General features: G+C 72.4%; 15 protein-coding genes. 7 read left to right on the forward strand and 8 right to left on the reverse strand.

Annotated elements, in window-relative coordinates; all coding sequences use genetic code 11:
* Nucleotides 1–357: 357 nt before the first annotated feature.
* The 5 genes from ACFU95_RS28760 to ACFU95_RS28780 all read right to left on the reverse strand — a co-directional run bounded on the left by ACFU95_RS28760 (nucleotide 358) and on the right by ACFU95_RS28780 (nucleotide 4572).
* Complete coding sequence (locus tag ACFU95_RS28760) at nucleotides 358–561, reverse strand: hypothetical protein (protein ID WP_383832879.1); 204 nt, start codon at nucleotides 559–561, stop codon at nucleotides 358–360.
* A 55-nt stretch (nucleotides 562–616) separates the two neighbouring features.
* Entirely contained in the window at nucleotides 617–1240 is a 624-nt protein-coding gene (locus tag ACFU95_RS28765) for a cytochrome b/b6 domain-containing protein (protein ID WP_383832880.1), read from the reverse strand.
* Nucleotides 1224–1952, reverse strand: coding sequence for a molybdopterin-dependent oxidoreductase (locus ACFU95_RS28770; protein WP_383832882.1), 729 nt, complete (start codon nucleotides 1950–1952; stop codon nucleotides 1224–1226). The genes ACFU95_RS28765 and ACFU95_RS28770 overlap by 17 nt, the downstream gene beginning before the upstream one ends.
* Nucleotides 1953–2037: 85 nt before the next feature.
* On the reverse strand, nucleotides 2038–3585 hold the full coding sequence (locus ACFU95_RS28775) for an APC family permease (RefSeq protein ID WP_383832884.1): 1548 nt from the start codon (nucleotides 3583–3585) through the stop codon (nucleotides 2038–2040).
* A 36-nt stretch (nucleotides 3586–3621) separates the two neighbouring features.
* Entirely contained in the window at nucleotides 3622–4572 is a 951-nt protein-coding gene (locus tag ACFU95_RS28780) for a hypothetical protein (protein WP_383832886.1), read from the reverse strand.
* Nucleotides 4573–4878: 306 nt separating this feature from the next.
* Between ACFU95_RS28780 and ACFU95_RS28785 the strand changes: the two genes are divergently transcribed.
* Nucleotides 4879–5775: a DMT family transporter gene (locus tag ACFU95_RS28785; protein ID WP_383832888.1), complete on the forward strand. Its 897-nt coding sequence runs from the start codon at nucleotides 4879–4881 to the stop codon at nucleotides 5773–5775.
* Nucleotides 5776–5807: 32 nt separating this feature from the next.
* Nucleotides 5808–6326 carry an NUDIX hydrolase gene (locus tag ACFU95_RS28790; protein ID WP_383832890.1) on the forward strand — a complete coding sequence of 173 codons (519 nt, stop codon included), beginning with the start codon at nucleotides 5808–5810 and terminating at the stop codon, nucleotides 6324–6326.
* Here the strand turns inward: ACFU95_RS28790 and ACFU95_RS28795 are convergent.
* Nucleotides 6305–7096, reverse strand: coding sequence for a hypothetical protein (locus tag ACFU95_RS28795; RefSeq protein ID WP_383832892.1), 792 nt, complete (start codon nucleotides 7094–7096; stop codon nucleotides 6305–6307). The genes ACFU95_RS28790 and ACFU95_RS28795 overlap by 22 nt on opposite strands.
* 65 nt (nucleotides 7097–7161) lie before the next feature.
* On the opposite strand from ACFU95_RS28795, the gene ACFU95_RS28800 reads away from it, so the two are divergent.
* Both ACFU95_RS28800 and ACFU95_RS28805 read left to right on the forward strand, forming a co-directional pair.
* Nucleotides 7162–7554, forward strand: a complete 393-nt coding sequence (locus ACFU95_RS28800; RefSeq protein ID WP_383832894.1) for a YidH family protein — start codon at nucleotides 7162–7164, stop codon at nucleotides 7552–7554.
* Nucleotides 7551–7880, forward strand: coding sequence for a DUF202 domain-containing protein (locus tag ACFU95_RS28805; RefSeq protein WP_383832897.1), 330 nt, complete (start codon nucleotides 7551–7553; stop codon nucleotides 7878–7880). The genes ACFU95_RS28800 and ACFU95_RS28805 overlap by 4 nt, the downstream gene beginning before the upstream one ends.
* 43 nt (nucleotides 7881–7923) lie before the next feature.
* Here the strand turns inward: ACFU95_RS28805 and ACFU95_RS28810 are convergent, their stop codons facing one another.
* Nucleotides 7924–8904 carry an NADP-dependent oxidoreductase gene (locus ACFU95_RS28810; protein ID WP_383832899.1) on the reverse strand — a complete coding sequence of 327 codons (981 nt, stop codon included), beginning with the start codon at nucleotides 8902–8904 and terminating at the stop codon, nucleotides 7924–7926.
* Between the two features lie 112 nt (nucleotides 8905–9016).
* Between ACFU95_RS28810 and ACFU95_RS28815 the strand changes: the two genes are divergently transcribed.
* The 3 genes from ACFU95_RS28815 to ACFU95_RS28825 all read left to right on the forward strand — a co-directional run bounded on the left by ACFU95_RS28815 (nucleotide 9017) and on the right by ACFU95_RS28825 (nucleotide 11786).
* Entirely contained in the window at nucleotides 9017–9313 is a 297-nt protein-coding gene (locus ACFU95_RS28815; protein ID WP_383832901.1) for a hypothetical protein, read from the forward strand.
* A 220-nt stretch (nucleotides 9314–9533) separates the two neighbouring features.
* Nucleotides 9534–10556: a phosphotransferase family protein gene (locus tag ACFU95_RS28820; RefSeq protein WP_383832903.1), complete on the forward strand. Its 1023-nt coding sequence runs from the start codon at nucleotides 9534–9536 to the stop codon at nucleotides 10554–10556.
* Nucleotides 10557–10562: 6 nt separating this feature from the next.
* Nucleotides 10563–11786 carry an acyl-CoA dehydrogenase family protein gene (locus ACFU95_RS28825; protein ID WP_383832905.1) on the forward strand — a complete coding sequence of 408 codons (1224 nt, stop codon included), beginning with the start codon at nucleotides 10563–10565 and terminating at the stop codon, nucleotides 11784–11786.
* Nucleotides 11787–11925: 139 nt separating this feature from the next.
* Here ACFU95_RS28825 and ACFU95_RS28830 read toward each other — a convergent pair whose 3' ends face one another.
* A complete protein-coding gene (locus tag ACFU95_RS28830; RefSeq protein WP_383832907.1) occupies nucleotides 11926–12519 on the reverse strand; it encodes a TetR/AcrR family transcriptional regulator in 594 nt (197 codons plus the stop codon).
* Nucleotides 12520–12542: the final 23 nt, after the last annotated feature.

Below are 12542 nucleotides of genomic sequence, written 5' to 3' on the forward strand. Positions count from 1 at the left end.
GTGCCGGGCCGCCCTGAGCCTGGTCCCCCGGACCACGACCGACGCCGAGTGGACGGTGCTGCGCGCACTGGCCACCGCCTGTCTGGCCGTACAGGGCGAGGGCGGCAGCTGGGCACAGGCGGTACGGGACCATGCCGCCCTCGCGAACAGGGTCGGCACCTGCAAGGGGCGGGCCGCGTACGCCGTGCTCGGGGGTCTGCTCGACTTCCGTCGGCGGCATCCCGGCGCCACCGTGCGTCTGAAGCCCTCGTCGAGCGGCGCCCCCGCCGCCTGCGGCTGTCGGATCGCCGGCGTGGACACCGGCGGTGACGGCGAGGCGAAACCCGGTGAGGTGATCGGGATCGAGGTCGCGGACGCCTACTTCGACCCTGCCGAACTGCCGCGGGGCGGGAGCGTGAGCATCGGTGGACGGCCGGTGCCCGGGGTGCCCGTGCTGACGCCGGGGGCGGGCGCCGGGGTGGTGCTCTCCGTCGTCGTACCGGCGCTGGAACCGGGGGCCGTGGGCGTGGCCGTACGGTACGGCGGAACCGAGACGAGCGTGGCGGCCGCGTTCACGGTCACCGCCCCGGATGTCCCGGAACCCGGTGCCGGCGCGCCGAGCCCGCCGCGCACCGCCTCACTTCCGCCAGAGCGGGTGCTCCCGCTCGGCCCACTCCCGGCTGACCGATCCGGTCCGCATGCCCCTGCGGGCCTCCGGATCGCCCAGCGCCATCCCGATGTGTCCCGCGAGGACGATGCCGATGGTGAGGGCCAGCCAGTCGTGGACGAAGGTCGCGCTGGTGCGCCACACCAGGGGCGTGAGATGGGTGAACCACATGATGAGGCCGGTGCCGAGCATCACCAGCGTCGCGCCGGCGATCCACGCGGCGTAGATCTTCTGCCCGGCGTTGAACTTGCCCGCCGGACGGGACGAGGGCCGCTTGTCGCGGCGCAGGGCGGCGCGCAGCCAGACGCGGTCGTGCGGGCCGAAGCGGTTGAGGAAGCCGAGGTCACCGCGGAAGGCACGGGAGGCGAGGCCGGCCAGGACGGGCACGGGCAGGGCCAGGCCGGCCCACTCGTGGACCCGGACCACCAGCTCGCGGCGCCCGACGAGTTCGGCGAGCTGCGGGACGTAGAGGAAGGCCGCGGTCACCACGCACACGCCCATCAGCGCGGCCGTCGTACGGTGCACCCAGCGTGCGGCGCGGCCGAAGCGCCGCACGCCGGTGGAGCGGCCGGGGGCGTCAAGTCGTAGGCTCATCGTCGCGTCCGTTCGAACGGCCGACCCAGGCGTCGACGTCGTAGCCCCGCTCCTCCCAGTAGCCGGGCCGCACGTCCTTGGTGACGGTGATGCCGGAGAGCCACTTGGCGGACTTGTAGAAGTACATGGGCGCCACGTAGAGGCGGACGGGGCCGCCGTGGGCGTGGCTGAGGTCCTTGTCCTGCATGCGCAGGGCGACCAGGACGTCGGAGCGGCGGGCCTGGTCGAGGGTGAGGCTCTCGGTGTACGTGCCGTCGAAGCAGGTGAAGCGCACCGCCTTGGCGCCCTGGCGTACTCCCGCGGCGTCGAGGAGCCGGGACAGGCGCACCCCTTCGAAGGGGGTGCCGGGGACCCGCCAGCCGGTGACGCACTGGACGTCGCGCACCATGCGGGTCTGCGGGAGGGCGCGCAGATCGGCGAGGGTGTAGGTCCGGGGGCGGTCGACGAGGCCGCCGACCGTGAGGCGGTAGGTGGTGGCGCTCTCGCGGGGGACGGAGGAGGCGACCGAGTAGTAGCGGAAGCCGCCGCCGTTGGGCAGCAGTCCGGTCAGGCCGGTGGGGTCCTTGTCGGACGCGCTCGCGAGGAAGGACTCCAGGCCGCGCTGGAGGGTGGGCGCGGTGACCACGCCGAGGGCGCCCAGGCCGAGAGTGCCGAGGAGGACGCGGCGCCCCACCGGCTTGCCCCGCTGCTCTTCGGGGTGTTCGGAGTTCACGTACTCATCGAACACCCGCGTCCCCCCGCTGGGCCAGGGATCGCGGGCGCCCGTCAGACTTCCGTAACCACCTCTCACCCGGCTCTCACGAGTCGGCGCCGGCGGCCTTCTCCAGCTGGAACGCCTCGTTGCCGAGCCCGATGCGGGCGTGCGTCCCGGGCGCGCGGGAGCGCAGGAGCAGGCCCTGGGCGAGGCCGACGGCGAGGGCGAGGGCGATGACGGCGGGCAGCGCCCAGCTCAGGGCCGAGCCGGGGCCCGCCCCGATCAGGACGTCGAAGTCCTTCACGGTCCAGACGACGATGAACAGCAGTGCGAGGACGGCGAGCCCGGAAGCGGTCAGCCGCCAGAACTGGGCGGTGGCGGCACCCCGGCGCAGGAAGAAGACGATCACCGAGACCGAGGCGGCGGCCATCAGGGCGGTCACGCCCAGCGCGCCGAGGCTGCCCATCCAGGTGAACAGGTGCAGGACCGGCGCGGTGGGGTCGCCGGTCGGCTTGTCGTCGGCGAACGCGAACGCGGCGACGACCACGAGCGAGATCCCGGTCTGGAGCAGCGAGCCGGTGCCGGGGGCGCCGCTCGCGCCACTGGTGCGGCCGAACGCGGCGGGTAGCAGTCCCTCGCGGCCCATGGCGAAGGCGTAGCGGGCGACGACGTTGTGGAAGCTGAGCATCGCCGCGAACATGCCGGTCACGAAGAGCACGTGCAGGACGTCGGTGAAGCCGGTGCCGAGCAGGTCCTCGGTGAGGAAGAACAGCAGTCCGGCGCTCTGCTCCTGGGCGGTGCCGACGATGGCCGAGGGGCCGGCGGCGACGGTGTAGGCCCAGCAGCTGATCGTGTAGAAGACGGCGATGCCGCCGATGGCCAGGTACATCACGCGGGGCACGAGGACGTGCGGGCGGCTGGTCTCCTCGGCGTACACGGGGGCCTGCTCGAAGCCGAGGAAGGCGGCGACGCAGAAGCACAGGGCGGTGCCGATGCCCGCTCCGGTGAGGGTGTCGGGGTTGAAGGCGTGCAGGGAGAGGCCCTCCTTGCCGGGGTCGGCGAGCGCGGCGACGTCGAAGATGACCACGAGGGCGACCTCGATGAGCAGCAGCACGCCGAGCACCCGCGCGTTGAGGTCGATCTTCAGCCAGCCGAGCCCGCCGACCAGGAGCACGGCCACCAGCGCCGGTATCCACCAGGCGACCTCCATGTCGAGGTAGGTGGCGAACAGCCCGGAGACCTCGAAGCCGAAGATGCCGTAGATGCCGACCTGGAGCGCGTTGTAGGCGACGAGGGCCACCATCGCGGCTCCGGCGCCGGCGGTGCCGCCGAGGCCGCGGGAGATGTACGCGTAGAAGGCGCCGGCGTTGTGGACGTGCCGGCTCATCTCGGCGTATCCGACGCTGAACAGCGCGAGGACGAGGCCGAGGATCACGAAGAGCAGCGGCTGTCCGAGGACGCCCATCACCCCGAAAGTCGTGGGCATGACACCCGCGACGACCATCAGAGGGGCCGTGGCGGCCAGCACGGACAGCAGCAGGCCCGTCGTGCCCAGCCGGCCGGCGCGCAGAGCGCGGTCCTGCCCCTTGAACGTACTGATGCCGCCGCCGTCCGCGGTGGCTCTGCTCGTGCTGGAACTGCCCGTGGTCATCGGGGACCGTCCTTGGGTCGACTGCGGTTGGGGGCGTTACGCCGTGCCGAGCGCGGTGTCGCGCGCGGCGCGGAAGGCGGGATACGGATCGAGGTCCGGGTACGACCAGGGCGTGGGGGTGGCGTGCTCGCCGATGCGGTGGAACAGGGCGGCGGCCTCGGCGCCGCGGCCCTCGCAGACCTTGGCGTGGGCGAGGTAGTTCAGGTCGATCAGACGGCGTGGGTGGCCCTCCTGCTCCCACTCCAGCCACCAGTCGAAGGCGGCGCGCATCACCTGCCGGGCCCGGCGGCCGGTCCAGTGCCCGGACGTGGCCGCGTCGCGCTGCTCGTGTCCGGCTCCCGCGAGGACGCGGTAGCGCTCGGCGTGGGCGACGACCGGGAGGATGGCGAGCGGGGAGTCGGCGGGGGCGTGCTCGGCGGCGGCGTTGGCGAAGTCGTACACCTCGTGGAGCGGGTCGGGGCCGGAGCCGGTGCGGTGCTCGGCGAGGCGGGCGACCATCAGGTGGTGGGCGTGGTGGTGGTCGGCGTACCGGGCGCGGACCTCGGCGAAATGACGCCGTACCTCCTCCTCGGCGCCCAGGGCGCTCTCCAGCAGGAGCAGGCCGAGCCAGGGGGTGGGGTCGGCGGGCGCGAGCGCGGCGGCGGTGTGGCAGGACTCGCGGGCGCGGACCGGTTTCTCCTTGCCGCGCAGGGCGCGCCGCACCTTGGCGTGGGCGAGCAGGACGGCGGCGTCCGCGGAGTCGGGCTCGGCGAGCAGCCAGTCGCGGGTCCAGGGGGCGCAGTACGGCTCCTGGGCGAGGACCGTGACGCGGTGCCCTCTGCGGTCCCAGTCGTCGCCGGTCCGGGAGAGCAGCGAGCGGGCCGTCTGCCATCTGCCCTGGGCCAGCGCGGTACGGGCCGCGGCGAGCTCGGCGTCGTCGAGGGCCGCGTCGAAGGCGTGGGATGCGCGCCTGCGGCCGCGGCCGAGGGGTGGCGGAGGTGGGGACACCGTTTTTGGGTTCTGTCGGGGAGAGAATGTGGACTGTCATCAACCGATCACACACAGCAAATCCGCAGCCAATGGTTCACGTCAAGGGCCGCCGACGCGTTACACGCGTCAACTTGCGTGACTGGTGGGGCAGTTGTGGCATGACACCCCAGCGCAATGTCGGATTTGTTCCATTGGTGTGGCGTACGTCATAGCGTCGTCGGCGCGGGCAGCGCAGCATTGCGGGACGCGCACGCCGGGCCTAAGGCCGCTACAGTCGGCCCTTACGCACCCCGTCCGCCCGGCAGGATGATCGAGGTACGCAGCGTGTCGCTTCAGATTCTGATACTCGCCGTCAGCGCTGCGTGCTGCCTGGGCTTCGGCTTCGTACTCCAGCAGAACGCGGCACAGAAGGCGCCACTGAGTGACTTCCTCTCCCCCCGGATCCTCCTCGACCTGATGAAGGTGCCCCGCTGGCTGGGCGGCATCGGGCTCATGGTGGCCGGCATGGCCCTGGGCGCGATGGCGCTCGGCCAGGGTGAGATCTCCCTGGTGGAGCCCTTGCTGGCGACCAACCTGCTGTTCGCGCTCGCGCTCTCCCGTCGCCAGACCAAGCAGCCACTGGGCCGCCAGGGCTGGACGGGGCTCGCCCTGCTCGCGGGCGGTGTCACGGCGTTCATCGTCGCCGGCCAGCCACACGGCGGATCGGCGCCCAGCGGCCCCTTCCGGCAGTGGCTGATCATCGGCGTCATGGTCGGGGTGGCCCTGCTGCTCACGGCGTACGCCAAGCGTTCCCGGCTCAGCTCGGGCCCCGCGCTGCTGGCCACGGCCGCCGGTCTCCTGTACGGCGTCCAGGACGCCCTGACACGGGTGACCGGTCAGCGTTTCGCCGAAGGCGGCATGGCGGAGATCCTGACCAGCTGGCAGCCGTACGCCGTGGTCGCGCTCGGCCTCACCGGGCTGATCCTGGTCCAGAGCGCGTTCGAGACGGCCTCCCTGCGGATGTCCCTGCCGGCCCTGACCGCGGCCCAGCCGCTGGCCGGCATCCTCTGCGGCGTCGGGTTCCTCGGCGACCGGCTGCGCGCCGACGCGGGCGCGCTGGCGTGGGAGGCCGCGGGGCTCGCCGGGATCGTGGTGGGCATCATCCTCCTCGGCACGCATTCCGCGATGCCGTGCGGTGCGGTCCAGCCGAAGCGGACCGCGGCGGCCATGGCGACGAGCTGACCCCACGGGTGCCGTCCTGGTTGGATGGCCCCATGAGCGCTGCTGACGAGATCCTCGACATCGTCGACGAGCAGGACCGGGTCGTCGGACAGTCCCCGCGCGGCGAGGCCTACGCCAAGGGGCTGCGCCATCGCAGCGTCTTCATCGAGGCCCGGGACGCCCGGGGCCGCCTCTTCGTGCATCGCCGCACACCGACGAAGCTGGTGTTCCCCTCGCGGTACGACATGTTCGTCGGCGGAGTGGTCGGCGCGGGCGAGTCGTACGACGACGCCGCGCTGCGCGAGGCCGAGGAGGAACTCGGCGTGAGCGGCCTGCCGCGTCCCTCGTACCTCTTCAAGTTCCTCTACGACGACGGCGCCGGGCAGACCTGGTGGTCGGCGGTGTACGAGGTGCGCTGCGAGCTGCCCGTGAGCCCACAGGTGGAGGAGGTCGCCTGGCACGACTTCCTGCCGGAGGCCGAGGTGGCGCGGCGGCTGCCCGAGTGGCCGTGGGTGCCGGACGGGCTGGCGGCCTACGAACGGCTCAGGGCCTACCGGGCGGCGACCGGCTGATCCACCCGCGGACCGCCCGCGAGCGCGTCGGCGAGAGCCCGCTCCTGGGCGGCGGTGAGGCCCAGGCCGTTCGCCACGGTGCGCGGGCTGTACAGCCCGTCGCACAGCGCCGGCGGGCTGCCGGGCCCGGCCGTGGTGCCGCTGAGCGGACTGCGGCCCCGCACCGCCCAGGTGGGCCCCTCCCAGAACGGGTGGTCCAGCAGCTGCTCCGCCACCTCGGGCGCGGCCTCCTCGGCCACCCCCACCTCGGTGAGCGCACCGGATATCCGGGCCACCGCCTCCGCCTCGGGCACGTCCGCGTCGCCGAAGGCGGGCAGCAGCAGGAGCAGCCGCGCCCCGGGATCCACGCCACCCTCCGCGCCTGCCGGGGCGGACTCGGCCACGGCGACCAGCTCGGGCCAGGACAGTCCCGGTCCGCTGTAGTGGCCGTCGAGCGAGGCCAGGAAGGCGTGCCGGTCCCAGTCGGGGTGGGTGATCAGGTAGTCGGTGCCGGCGTCGTCCGGGAAGTTCCGGTGGACGATCCACAGCGTGTGCCCGCCCGCCACGGGTATGCGGAACGCCGGCCAGACCTCCTCCGCGTCGTGGAGCGCCGAGATCGCCTCGTCGACGTCCGCCGAGTCGGCGCCGAAGGCATCCGGCTCCTGCGCGAACTCGTCCCGGACCGGCATGTGGAACGCCGGCCAGAACCCCGGCAGGCGGAGCAGCCGCTCGGCGGGCGCGATGCCGTGCCCGGGCATCGCGTACCCGGCCAGTGACGTGGGAAGTTCCATGTCCCGAACCGTAGCGGGCGGCACTGACAGCGCCCCCTGACCGCGGCCCGGATAGGGTCGTGCATGTGATCGAGTTCGTACGAAACGCCCGGCTGTGGTTCGCACCGCAGGAGGTCCGGCAGGAGGGCGGTACCCCCGACTACCGGTTCTCGCTGGCCAACGAGCGCACCTTCCTGGCCTGGCTGCGTACCGCCCTCGCCCTCATCGGCGGCGGCTTCGCGGTGGACCAGTTCCTGCCCGACCTGCGCTGGGGCTGGCGGGTCGGGCTGGCGCTGGCGTTGCTCGCGGCGGGCGTGCTGTGCGCGTTGCGCGCGGTCAATCACTGGGTGCGCTGCGAGCGGGCGATGCGCCGGGGCGAGGATCTGCCGGTGTCGCGGTTCCCGGCGGTGCTGAGTCTCGTGGTCGCGGTCGTCGCGGTCGCGATGGTCGTCGTCGTGCTCGTCGGGTGGGAGGGGTGAGCGCCGGGGCGGCCGCCGAGCCGGTGCGGGACCCCGGGCTGCAACCCGAGCGGACGCGCCTCGCGTGGCGCCGTACGACACTGTCCGCCGCCGTGGCCGCCGTACTGGCCGTGAAGAGCGCGCTGCACGGCAGCGTCTCGGTGGCCTCGATCGTCGTCTGCGCCCTGTGCTGCGGGCTGTGGCTGGGCTTCCTGGCCCTCGCCCACCGCCGCATCGGCGTCCTGGCCTCGTCGGTCGAGCCGGCCGCGCTGGCGCCCCGGGTCGCCACGGCCACGGTCCTGTTCACCGTGGCGCTGGCCGCGTGCGGCACCGCCCTCGTCCTGTGAGCCGCCCCCCTCCGGCACGACTCGTACCTGCCCTGGTCCAGCCCTAGTCCGTCGCCTGCCAGAGCCCTTCCGGTGCCACCGGCTCCTCCTCGGTCTCCCAGTCCACCGTCACCACGATCTTGCCGCGGGTGCGGCCCTCCTGGTTCAGCCGGTGGGCGTCCGCCGCCCGTTCCAGCGGGAACGTCCGCGAGACGTGCACGGACACCACGCCCTCCTCCGCCAGCTCGGACAGCCGCAGCAGGTCCGCCGCGTCGGGGCGGACGAAGTAGTAGCGGCCGCCGTAGTCGAAGACGTCCGGGTCGGCGATCGACACCAGGCGGCCCTCCGGGGCGAGGAGGTTGGCCGAGGCCTTCAGCGCCTCGCCGCCGACCGTGTCGAACGCCGCGTCCACGCCTTCGGGCGCGATGCCCCGCACCCGTTCGGTCAGCCCGTCGCCGTACTCGACCGGTTCGCCGCCGAGGCCGCGGACGAAGTCGTGGTTGTGCGCACTCGCCGTCCCGATCACCCGGGCGCCCAGATGACGGGCGAGCTGGACGGCGATCGAGCCCACGCCGCCGGCCGCGGCGTGCACGAGGACGGTCTCGCCGCGTCTCACCTGGAGGACCCGGTTCAGCACCTGATACGCCGTCAGCCCCACCAGCGGCAGACCGGCTGCCTCCTCCCAGGTGAGGTTGCGGGGCTTGCGCGCGAGGGTACGCACGGGCGCGGCGACGTACTCGGCGAAGGTGCCGTGGGAGAGGAGGTCCTCGCGCACGTAGCCGACGACCTCGTCGCCGACGCCGAACTCCGTGACGGACACGCCGGGCTGGACCACCACCCCGGAGACGTCCCAGCCCGGTACCACCGGGAACACCGGCTCCAGCATCCGGTCCATGTGGCCCTCGCGGCACTTCCAGTCGACCGGGTTGACGGCCGCGGCCCGCACCTTGACCAGCACGGAGTCGGGGCCGACGCGCGGGTCGGGCACCTCTCCGTATGCGAGCACCTCGGGCCCGCCGTAGCGTGTGTAGCTGATCCCCTTCATGGGTTCGACCCTCCGGGGTGGCAGGACGCCACGCAAGCCGAATGACCCGATATGCGGCGTTCGCGTGGCAGCCTGTCCGACGTCACAACCCGCGCCTTCGAAGGTGAGCACCATGACCACCCTGCACGTGGAACACCCCGCCCACACGCACACGCACGGTCCGGACTGCGGGCACACCGCGGTACCGCACGGCGACCACACCGACTACGCGCACGACGGCCACCTGCACCGCGAGCACGGCGGCCACTGGGACGAGTGCGAGGCGAACGGGCACACCGCGCACGACGGCCACACCCATCAGCACGGCGCCGACTGCGGACACGAGAGTGTCCTGCACGGCGACCACGTCGACTACCTCCACGACGGCCACCGGCACGCCTCGCACGACGGCCACTGGGACGACCACTGAGCCCGACGGGGCCGTTCCGAGCACGCCCGCGAGCCCGCCGAGAGGCTGCACCCCTTCGGCGCGCTGGCCGGGAAACCACCACCGACAGCTCCCCGGCGCTCCGTACGGGGAGCTGTCGGCCTATCGTGGCCCCGATCACGTTGGGCTTCCCCACTGGACTACATACCGACTGGTCGGCATCATAAGTCAGGTCTGGTTCACCTGCCTGTAGGAGCGACGTATGAGCCCCGACCATCCGCCCGGTCTCGATCTCGACCGGCTGCGCGGCCTGTTCGAGCGCGAGCGGCCCGGTCTGGCACAGGGTCCGCTGACCGGCCGGCTGATCGAGGGCGGACGGTCGAACCTCACCTACACCGTGTCCGACGGCACCTCCAAGTGGGTCGTACGACGCCCCCCGCTCGGCCATGTCCTCGCCACGGCGCACGACATGAAGCGCGAGCACCGGGTCATCAGCGCCCTGCACCCGACGGACGTGCCGGTGCCGCGGCCGGTGCTGCTGTGCGAGGACGAAGAGGTGCTCGGGGCACCGTTCTACGTCATGGAGTTCGTCGAGGGCACCCCGTACCGCACCGCCGACCAGCTGGCCCCGCTCGGTCCCGAGCGCACCCGGGGCGCGGTGCTGTCGCTGGTGGACACCCTCGTGGAGCTGCACGCCGTGGACCCCGCCGAGGTGGGCCTCGCGGACTTCGGCCGGCCCGAGGGCTTCCTGGACCGGCAACTGCGCCGCTGGGGCAAGCAGTTGGACGCCTCCCGCAACCGCGAGCTGGCCGGCATCGACGAGCTGCACGCGACGCTCGGCCGCCGGCTGCCCACCTCCCCCGCCGCAGCGGTCGTGCACGGCGACTACCGGCTCGACAACGTGCTCATCGGTGAGGACGACCGCATCAAGGCGATCCTCGACTGGGAGATGTCCACGCTCGGTGATCCGCTGACCGACCTGGGCCTGCTGGTGATGTACAGCCTGCCGCTGGGTATGCCCGACTCCCCCGTCTCCACCACGGCCGAGGCCCCGGGGCACCCGGCACCGGCCGAACTCGTCGAGCGGTACGCCGCGCGCTCGGGGCGCGACGTCTCCGCGGTCTCCTGGTACACGGCGTTCGCCTGGTTCAAGCTCGCCGTGATCCTGGAGGGCATCCACTACCGCTACACGCTGGGCCAGACGGTCGGCCGTGGCTTCGACCGCATCGGCGACCTGGTCCCCGTCTTCATCCAGCACGGCCTCACCACCCTTCAGGAAGGCTGATCCGCCATGGACTTCGCGTTCGACGCGCGCACCGAGGAACTGCGCGCCAAGCTGCTCGCCTTCATGGACGAGTACGTCTACCCGGCGGAAGCGGTGGCGGAGGAACAGCGGGCCGCGCTCGCGTCCCCGTGGGACACCCCGGCCGTGGTCGAGGAGCTGAAGGCCGAGGCGCGCAGGCAGGGCCTGTGGAACCTCTTCCTGCCGGACGCCGAGTACGGTGCCGGCCTCACCAACCTCCAGTACGCCCCGCTCGCCGAGATCACCGGCCGTTCCCCGCAGCTGGCGCCCACCGCCACGAACTGCGCGGCGCCCGACACCGGGAACATGGAGGTGCTGTCCCAGTTCGCCGACGAGCGGCAGAAGAAGCAGTGGCTGGAGCCGTTGCTGGCCGGCGAGATCCGCTCGGCGTTCGCGATGACCGAGCCGGAGGTGGCCTCGTCCGACGCCACCAACATCACCACGCTGATCGAGCGAGCCTCCGACGGTACGGACGAGTACGTCATCACGGGCCGCAAGTGGTACATCTCCGGGGCGATGAACCCGGACTGCAAGATCTTCATCGTGATGGGCAAGACGGACCCGGACGGCGAGGACATCCGCCGCCAGCAGTCGATGATCCTGGTCCCCCGCGACACCCCGGGTGTCACGGTCAAGCGAGCCATGCGGGTCTTCGGCTACGAGGACCACTACCACGGCGGCCACGCCGAGGTGATCTTCGACCACGCGCGCGTACCGGCGTCCAACCTGATCGGCGAGGAGGGCGGCGGCTTCGCCATCGCGCAGGCACGGCTCGGTCCCGGCCGGATCCACCACTGCATGCGGCTGATCGGCATGGCCGAGCGGGCGATCGAGCTGATGTGCCGCCGGGCCGCGTCCCGTACGGCGTTCGGCAAGGCACTGGCCCAGCAGGGTGTGGTGCACAACTGGATCGCCGACGCGCGGGTGACGGTCGAGCAGCTGCGGCTGCTGGTCCTGAAGACGGCCTGGCTGATGGACACCGTCGGCAACAAGGGTGCCCACACGGAGATCCAGGCCATCAAGATCGCCACGCCGCGTGCGGTGGTCGACATCATCGACCGGGCGATCCAGTTGCACGGTGCGGGTGGTGTGAGCCAGGACTTCCCGCTGGCGGAGCTGTACGCCGGGGCGCGGACGCTGATGATCGCGGACGGGCCGGACGAGGTGCATCAGCGGTCGCTGGCGCGGCGGGAGCTGAAGAAGTACGTGTGACGCCGGGGGCGGGGGGGGGGGGGGGTCCCCCCCCCCCCCCCCCGCCCCTACCCGTCCCATCCCGTTCCTGAGGGCTGCGCCCCCAGATCCCCGCTTCGGCCCTTCGGGCCTCGTCCTCAAACGCCGGACGGGCTGAAGATCAGGGGCGCAGGGCCCGCAGCAGCAGGTCGGCGAGGTGGTCGGCGACCTGTTGGGGGGTCATCGGGCCGTCCGGCCGGTACCAGGTCGACAGGTGGTGGACGGACCCGAAGTGGTAGTCCACCACCAGGTCGGCCGGGGTCGCCTTGGAGAAGACGCCCGTCTCCTGGCCCTCCTCGACGAGCGCGCGGAAGCGTTCGTGGTAGCGCCGGCGCTCGGCACGCACCTGCTTGTTCTTCTCCGGGCTCAGATGGTGCATCGAGCGGAAGAAGATCATCGCGTCGTCGAGGTTCTCGATCGTCGTGACGACCACGTCCGCGGCCGCGCCTCTGAGCCGTTTCTCGATGGGCTCGTCGGCGTCCGCGTAGGCGTCGAGCCGCTCCTGCTGAACGCGCAGCACGCGCGCGTACACCTCGTGCAGAAGGTCGTCCTTGGAACCGAAGTAGTGGTACAGCGCCCCCTTGGTGACGCCGGCCGCCTCCACGATCTCCTGCACCGAGGTGCGGTCGTAGCCCCGCTCGGCGAAGAGCCGGGTGGCGGCGGCGAGCAGCCGCTGGGGGACGGGCGTACCGTCTCCGTCCGTCGTCCTGGCCACTGTGCCGCCACCTGCCCTTCCGA

It is taken from the genome of Streptomyces sp. NPDC057623 (assembly GCF_042800355.1).
GTDB lineage: Bacteria > Actinomycetota > Actinomycetes > Streptomycetales > Streptomycetaceae > Streptomyces.

What these genes read in the sequence shown, in the direction of transcription:
- ACFU95_RS28765 (WP_383832880.1), bottom strand. Translation starts at nt 1,240, where the DNA reads ATGAGCCTACGACTTGACGCCCCCGGCCGCTCCACCGGCGTGCGGCGC.
- ACFU95_RS28775 (WP_383832884.1), bottom strand. Translation starts at nt 3,585, where the DNA reads ATGACCACGGGCAGTTCCAGCACGAGCAGAGCCACCGCGGACGGCGGC.
- ACFU95_RS28790 (WP_383832890.1), top strand. Translation starts at nt 5,808, where the DNA reads ATGAGCGCTGCTGACGAGATCCTCGACATCGTCGACGAGCAGGACCGG.
- ACFU95_RS28795 (WP_383832892.1), bottom strand. Translation starts at nt 7,096, where the DNA reads ATGGAACTTCCCACGTCACTGGCCGGGTACGCGATGCCCGGGCACGGC.
- ACFU95_RS28810 (WP_383832899.1), bottom strand. Translation starts at nt 8,904, where the DNA reads ATGAAGGGGATCAGCTACACACGCTACGGCGGGCCCGAGGTGCTCGCA.
- ACFU95_RS28815 (WP_383832901.1), top strand. Translation starts at nt 9,017, where the DNA reads ATGACCACCCTGCACGTGGAACACCCCGCCCACACGCACACGCACGGT.
- ACFU95_RS28820 (WP_383832903.1), top strand. Translation starts at nt 9,534, where the DNA reads ATGAGCCCCGACCATCCGCCCGGTCTCGATCTCGACCGGCTGCGCGGC.
- ACFU95_RS28825 (WP_383832905.1), top strand. Translation starts at nt 10,563, where the DNA reads ATGGACTTCGCGTTCGACGCGCGCACCGAGGAACTGCGCGCCAAGCTG.